The following is a 947-nucleotide window of genomic DNA, read 5'->3' on the forward strand; positions in this document are numbered from 1 at the left end:
TTAATTTCAAAATATCTCAAATTATAATCTAGTATGATTTGTTCCATTCTCAATTGTAGTCCCATGATACTTCTAGTCAACGTGTGCTCAATATCAAATAGCGCACAAGGTTCAGAAAAGCGATTTTCAATCGTTCTTCTCATGACAAGTAACTGCCAGTAATTATGTTGTTCTGCACCGACCATGTTTTGACGTAAAGGTGTCCATAAGTGATATCCTTTCTGTTCTAACGTATCTTTTAGCTCTTGACTGAGATAGCCTAAATCGGCAAGAACTATAGATTGTTTCCCTCCTTCTAGGAGCTCGTCAACGACTTTGATGTCGTGTACAGAAGCTGGTGTCACAACATAGTTGAGGATATAACCCGACAAAGTGACCAACATATGGACTTTAAAACCATAGAACCAAAGGTTTTTAGCAGCATTATACCCAATATCAGCGAAATCACTGAAAATCTTGGCTCTATGATTGCGAATAGGCTGGCAAAGTGGCAATGGAAAACTGTCCATAATCACAATGCTATCTGGCGAGAGTGCCCCACTCAAGGCTTGTCGAATGAGTTGAACCAACCAAATCAAGTGTTTTGTCCGTCTGTTAAATCGACTTCTTTCTAGCAAGTTGTCCCCAAAGAAAAGTTGACAAATCCTGTAAAAACGGCGTTGAGATGTTATCCCTAACTCAGCTTGAAGCAGCAATAAAACAAGAAGAGACTCATCTGAAACTTTGGCTAAACCGATATTGCGACGATGTTTCAACAAATCAGGGCAGTAAGTTCGATAAAATTGAGAACTGATTTGGGATAATTGTTTCATATTCCATTGTAAATGATGGGATTTATCGGTATAATGTAAGTGGCTCATTAGGACTACCTCCTGTTTGTTTCGTTACTTACAGTATAGTCCTTTTGGGCTTTTATAGTATTTTGAAATTAAATAGCACCACGGGTA

Annotated in this window: 1 protein-coding gene; it reads right to left on the reverse strand. The window is 38.3% G+C overall.

Annotated features, from left to right (window positions below):
- The coding region (locus tag HMPREF2876_RS06860) for an IS982 family transposase (protein WP_070584553.1) at positions 1 to 860 on the reverse strand (860 nt) is incomplete at its 3' end.
- Between the last annotated feature and the right edge of the window lie 87 nt (positions 861 to 947).

The sequence above is a fragment of the Streptococcus sp. HMSC073A12 genome (genome assembly GCF_001812815.1).
GTDB classification, from domain to species: Bacteria; Bacillota; Bacilli; order Lactobacillales; family Streptococcaceae; genus Streptococcus; species Streptococcus vaginalis.